Source organism: Flavobacterium adhaerens, from assembly GCF_040045115.1.
In the GTDB taxonomy this organism is placed as follows: domain Bacteria; phylum Bacteroidota; class Bacteroidia; order Flavobacteriales; family Flavobacteriaceae; genus Flavobacterium; species Flavobacterium adhaerens.
Map to the genome: position 1 here is coordinate 446,234 of NZ_JBDLZX010000002.1, position 6,000 is coordinate 452,233.

At 29.9% G+C, this 6,000-nt stretch carries 8 protein-coding genes; 1 reads left to right on the forward strand and 7 read right to left on the reverse strand.

Annotated elements, in window-relative coordinates:
• Positions 1–23 precede the first annotated feature (23 nt).
• The 7 genes from ABEB18_RS04705 to ABEB18_RS04735 all read right to left on the reverse strand — a co-directional run bounded on the left by ABEB18_RS04705 (position 24) and on the right by ABEB18_RS04735 (position 5,566).
• A complete protein-coding gene (locus ABEB18_RS04705; protein WP_348797946.1) occupies positions 24–869 on the reverse strand; it encodes an RteC domain-containing protein in 846 nt (281 codons plus the stop codon).
• A 553-nt stretch (positions 870–1,422) separates the two neighbouring features.
• Complete coding sequence (locus ABEB18_RS04710; RefSeq protein WP_348797947.1) at positions 1,423–1,671, reverse strand: hypothetical protein; 249 nt, start codon at positions 1,669–1,671, stop codon at positions 1,423–1,425.
• A gap of 207 nt (positions 1,672–1,878) precedes the next feature.
• The gene (locus ABEB18_RS04715) at positions 1,879–2,625 is read right to left on the reverse strand and encodes a LytR/AlgR family response regulator transcription factor (RefSeq protein ID WP_348797948.1); all 747 of its coding nucleotides are present in this window, start codon (positions 2,623–2,625) and stop codon (positions 1,879–1,881) included.
• Positions 2,618–4,150 carry a tetratricopeptide repeat-containing sensor histidine kinase gene (locus ABEB18_RS04720; RefSeq protein ID WP_348797949.1) on the reverse strand — a complete coding sequence of 511 codons (1,533 nt, stop codon included), beginning with the start codon at positions 4,148–4,150 and terminating at the stop codon, positions 2,618–2,620. Before ABEB18_RS04720 ends, ABEB18_RS04715 begins: the two co-directional genes overlap by 8 nt.
• A 257-nt stretch (positions 4,151–4,407) precedes the next feature.
• Positions 4,408–4,851, reverse strand: coding sequence for a hypothetical protein (locus ABEB18_RS04725; RefSeq protein ID WP_348797950.1), 444 nt, complete (start codon positions 4,849–4,851; stop codon positions 4,408–4,410).
• Positions 4,852–5,197: 346 nt separating this feature from the next.
• Positions 5,198–5,437 (reverse strand): hypothetical protein, encoded by a 240-nt coding sequence (locus tag ABEB18_RS04730; protein WP_348797951.1) that lies wholly within the window; start codon positions 5,435–5,437, stop codon positions 5,198–5,200.
• 6 nt (positions 5,438–5,443) lie between these two features.
• Complete coding sequence (locus ABEB18_RS04735; RefSeq protein ID WP_348797953.1) at positions 5,444–5,566, reverse strand: IS3 family transposase; 123 nt, start codon at positions 5,564–5,566, stop codon at positions 5,444–5,446.
• Positions 5,567–5,804: 238 nt separating this feature from the next.
• On the opposite strand from ABEB18_RS04735, the gene ABEB18_RS04740 reads away from it, so the two are divergent.
• On the forward strand, positions 5,805–6,000 hold a 196-nt coding region (locus ABEB18_RS04740; protein WP_348797954.1), incomplete at its 3' end, for an IS3 family transposase.

Genomic DNA, 6,000 nt, shown 5'->3' on the forward strand with positions numbered 1-6,000 from the left:
TCAAATGGTTATTTTTGATATAGCTAAAGGTCTTTATCCATATATTCTTCGAGGGATATTTTAAGCTGGTCTAAAAATGCAGTTCTTGAACCTGCTCTTGTTTTCATTCGGTGGAAAGAATGATGAATATCATTTAAGGGAGTTCGGAATAGCACTTGAAAAATCAAAGCTAATTTTCGGATGCCTATTTTTCCGTATGCAATGGAATTTGAAGCATACAGAGCGTATATCAGTTCGATAAGTGCATTTTGAGAATTGGTCCACGAAATATCCTTGTTTGCATCTAATTTTTGTAATATTGTATCGGGATTTTCTTCAGGATTTATTTTGGTAAGAGTGTAAGTATAAAGTAGTTCATTGGCAATAATATGTGCTATTTTGTTGTCGTAATATGTGGAGAAGCTAAGGTCAATTTCAAATACGCCACTCTTTAATCCATCGTGATAATTGATTTTTCCAAGCTTGAAATAAATATGGTCACGGTCGGTTCTGCCAGCACGGTAATATCTGTAGAAATCTTCATTGCAAATACTTTCTTTATATTCTAACTTGAGATTTTTTAAAACATTTTCATAATAACTTTGATGTATTTTACCATTACTCACGGGACAGGTAGTTTCTATCCGAAATACTTTATTGTAATAAATAAGTTTTCCAAGGATTTGCGGTTTAACATTCTTAAAGAAATCAACCTCTTGATCTTCATTTAAAAATCCAACTTGCAATACTTCAGTTTTAATAGCAGACAACATTTCATTTAGAAACAAAGTCATTTTATATGCTTCATCAGATGACTGTATCATTTGAGAAGAAATTTTGTCCTCCTTATGCCGAATTTTTGATAATATTTTACTCAATATAATTTCCATAGCATAGATGTTTTTAAAGTTTGCAGAATTTTATTCAGAACTCATCTAGTTCTTGGTATGCCAAAATTTGGAAATAATATTGAAACCAACACCACAGATTCCCCCATATTGGGAAAGATTTTTTTGAATATTGTGTGCAAAAAGGGTAAAGCCTTATAGACTTTACCCTTTTATTTATTAAATTTGCAATAATGATTTACAAGGTAATTTAATGAAAGTAAGCGCAGTGTGCACCATTACTAAATCGTTACCGATAAGGTTTTCAACTCTTGTAAACTACTCTTTATTAGCCAATTTTGGCCATATTAATTTTTTTTATAAAAAAAACTACCAGTTTCAATAATTTTGAAAACTAGTAGTTTTGAGTTGTCTTTAAATTGAAATTTATATCTTATTGGTTTAGTTGAATATCATTATAAATGAGACTTTGTTGGTTTAATTTATGACTGAAATTATTATGTTTAACGAATTATAGTGCTTAAATAAGTAGCATCTATTGAGATGCAACTTTTGCTTTAATATTTGAATTAAGATGATATTTAGAAAACTCTTTTTAGAAGTTTTCATCCATATCTCCTAGGTTGATAATTCTGTCGAAGATTTGTTTTAGAAAAACAATAAAGAAGAATAAACCGCCTGTTAAAATGAAATGATCATTTGTAATAGTAAGAGGAGCATCTAATATTTCATATAAGCTTGGAATGACAATGCATAAAGATCCTAAAAGTCCGATCCAAGGATTGATTTTGTTTAAGATATTTCTGATTTGCATGGTTTGGGTTGGTTTAAGTTCTAGTCTCATTTTGATTTAGTTTTTTAATTGTTGAGTAAATGTAGAATAGAACTTTTGTTTTTTGAGGGAGATTGTTATGAAGTCGGTTTTTTTTGTTACGACAAAGGGTTTGTAATGAGTGTGTTGTAAGTTGCTTGTTTTGAGGTGTGGTATAAAAAAATCTTCACTTTTTAGGGTGAAGATTCTAAGTTTTATTGATATAATTAAAATATCGATTTAGGATAAAATATTAATTTTCTTGATAAAATCTTTATAGGTTTCACTCAAGTTTATTTTGTGATCGCCTTTGAGGATAATGAGATTATCGGCTAGAATTATTTCATTGATAGCCTCTGCGTTTACTATGTAATTTCTATGAGTTCTAATGAATTTATTTTTATCAAGTAGTTCGCTGATTTTTGTCAGTGAAATTAAGATCACAAATTTTTCTTTTTCGGTAATGATATTACAATAACGGTCTTCAACTTCTATGTATAAAATTTCTTGCAGAGAAACTTTTTTTAATACGTTTTTTTTCTTGATAAACATATAATCATTACTAACTACTGTATCTTGGTCGTCGCTTAAAAAAACATTAGTTTGGTCGTAGAATTTTTCGACAGCCATTTCTAATGCATAAAGAATCTCTAATTCATTAAAAGGTTTCATCAAGAAACTAAACGGTTTAGTGAGTTTGGCTCTCTCAAATATTTGTCGGTCTTGTGAGCTGGTTAGAAAGACAAATGGTTTTGATGCATTTGGCACAATATTTATGGTTTCGGCAAATGTAATTCCATCTGGCTTTCCGTCTAGGAATACATCAATTACGATAATGTCAACGGTATTTTGGTAAAATAAAGTTAGGGCATCTGTGTAATTTCGGGCGATTCCTACGATGTTGTAATTGTTTTCAAGTAAAACTTTGCTAAGTGCATCGCTTTGCTCAGGAGTATCTTCGATAATGAGAACATTGATATTATCCATTTTTCTTGTTTTTTGGGAACGAAAGAATCATTTTAGTTCCTATGTTGAGTTCGCTTTCAATAGTTAGCGAACCTCCATTTTTTTTGATCATTTGTTTACACAACTGCATTCCGAGTCCCGTTCCTATAATTTCTGAATTTTTTTTCTTAGCCAATAATTCGTTGTCTTTTAGTAATTCGGCAATTGTATTTTGAGTCATTCCGATACCATTATCTTGAATTATGAGTTGCCAATATTCATCACCAGTTTCTAAAGTGTAAAATTTAATTTCTCCATTTTCTTTTGAAAATTTGATTGCATTGTCTAGCAAATTACGGAGGATTATTTTTAACGAATCAAGGTCAACGAATATAAAACTTTTTTTCGAAACTGTGTTTTCAAAATTAATTGCTTTATCTGTTAACAAAGGCTTGTAGTTGTATTCTATTTGTTGTACGATAGAGAATAAGTGAACTGAATCTTTATGGAAGTACAATTGTTTAGTTTGTAACAATGCCCAATGGAGTAAGTTGTCGAGTAGGCTGTATGCTCCGTTTGCAATGTTGCTGTTTTGTTGTAAAAGCTGGTCCAGTTCAGTATAATTTTTGGTTTCTAACGAATTAATTAATTTGCTGTTGCTGGTTTTAAGGGCATTTACCGAAGAACGCAAATCATGACTCACAATAGAAAATAATTGATCTTTGGTAGCGTTGAGTTCGTTGAGTTTTTCTTTTTGAGCAAGTATGATTTTTGTGTTTTTTACTTTTTGAGCATAAAAATAAACCCCACCAATTAAAAGAACTAATAACCCCAGAGATGAATAAAACATTGTTTTACGTTGTGTCTCTTTTAATTTGTTTTCTACTTTAAGTAGGTGAATCTGTTTTTGTTTTTGGGCTACCGTATATTTTTTTTCATAATCAGCAACAGCCCAGATTTTGTTTTGGTCGTTTAGCGAATCTTTCCATTGCTCTGATTCTTTCCGGTAAACAAGTGCTTTTTTGTAGTTGCCTCTGTTTTCCTCTACAATAGCCATGTTAAATGCGCTTTTTTCTTTTTTATCAAAATCATTTATGGTTTTAGATAAAGCATAGGCTTTTTCAAAATAAGCAATCGCTTCTTTGTCTTTGTATTGTTCGTAATATAAGTTAGCAATATTGGTATAGGATTCACTTAGGGATTTTGGATCGTCATTGGCTAACAATATTGTGATGTTTTTTAGGAAATATTCCTCTGCTTTTTTATATTGTTTCAATTCTAAGTAACAAATTCCAATATTCATATTGAGTTTCGGTATTTGATACGGTGTTTTACTTAAGGTACTATCAACTTTTAGATAATTTTCAATGGCTTCCTGATGTTTCTTTAATTTTAATGTAATAAAACCTAATTGATAATTTACTAAGGAATAGAATGGGAATTTGTTTGAAATTAGAACAAACTCTTTTTCTGCTTCTTTATACAAAGCTTTTTTTGAAAACGAAAACCCCCTTAAATAATGACAATAATCAGCCAAAATTTTTGGATTGGTATTTAATTGTTTCATTGAATAGACTAAAGTCGAATCCCAATTTTTTTTCTGAAAGAAAAATTGCCCTTTTGCGAAGTTTGTTTCACTTTTGTTTTCAACTGCTTTTTTTTTGAGCTCTATTTTAAAATGGTCAAAATAGCTTTTGTTTTGCCCCAAAACAAGTGAAGAAGAAATTAAAACTATAAAACAAAGGGCCTTTTTTAAATAAAGCATAATTTCAAAATAAAAATACATCTCTTAATTTAAAGAGTAAGAGATGTATTTGTTAGAATTTAAATAGAACCATCATTGTTAGGATCCGTTTTAGTTCCTCTTGAGGTGTCTCCCTCTGCCTCTATATCATCGTTAAGATTGCCTGGCTTAGTGTTTTTTAAGAATGAGATGATTTGGCTTATTCTGTTTGCATCTTCTCCAGTGTAGTCTATTTCTACATACCAAACATCGCAAGTTTCTGGGGTTTCTTTTGAAAAGCTACATTGATATTTGATTTTTAGAATATTTTTATCGGTAACTTTAAGAGTTCTTACAGATGGAGTGTCAGAATCTTTGGAGTTTACGTATAAAGTCGTTCTAATTTTTAGTATTGGATTGCTACTAGCATCATTTATTAGATTACAAGAAACCAGTGGTGCAATTGGATAGGAAACATTTGTTGGGTCATTAAATGTAAAATCTCCTGAATTAATTTTGGTGATTTGAATAATTTTGTAATTCATAATTTGTTTAAGGTTAATTGTTAATAATTTTCTGCACTAAAGATATTTTTTTTATTTGAATTTCACATGACTATTTTGTTATTTGTCGCACTTTTGTTGGTGTTTTATCATAAAAGAATGGCGAATTCTTTCTTTTTTATGAGAAAGTGGTAGGTATTTGTTAGGTCTGAATTTTTAAAATCCAATTGTTTGAATAATTAGAGACTTCAAGCCTTAAAATAATTAAGAATTTAAAAATTTTGAATTTATATCAAAAAAATGAAATTAACCAGTATACTTGAATCAATTTAAGTTATTGTATATAAAAAAGCCCCTAATTCACATCTTTAGAATTAGGGGCATTGTTTTATTGTACTTCAAAAGTATCGGTTAATGATATTGGGATTCCATTTTCTGTAAAACCTTCTATATTGATTTCGAATTTTCCAGTAACATCGGATGTATAGAATGATAATGGGGTTTTAGTTTCGGGTAAATTGAGTTGAGGAATCCATAAAAGCTGATATCTATAATCTGGTATTCTTTCATTTTTAGATTTGTCTTTATAATCAGGAGTGAAATATGGATATGCAAATAAAAACTGCACATTAAGTTAAGCTACATTTTTGTAATTAATTTGATTGTTAAATTCTTCAATAGTTGCATAATTCAAAGCAGAATGTCTCCTTTTTTTGTTGTACCAAATTTCAATGTATTCAAAGATTTCCAGTTTCATTTGCTCTTTAGTATAAATGGCGAAAAGAATTCGAGGAGTTTGGTACTGGAAGTTTTCCTGGAAAAGGAAATTTAAAGCTGACTCCTGAGCAAGAAAAAATTCATGAATTGGAGAAAAAACTCAAAGATGCCGAGTTAGAACGCGATATATTAAAAAAAGCAATCGGCATTTTTTCCAAGAGCGGTCGATGATTTATATTTTCATAAAAAGTAATGAACAAGTATTTCCGATTGAAAAAATGTGCAAAGTTCTACAAGTGAGTAGTGGAAGTTATTACCGATGGAAAAAACAAAGAATCACGGCAAGATTGCAATTACTAAATACAATAAAAGAACAAATAACGTCAATCTATTTTGAGTCTAAGCAACGCTATGGAAGTCCTAGAATAACATTAGAACTTCAGAGTTTGGGATATAAAATTTCTAGGATTACTG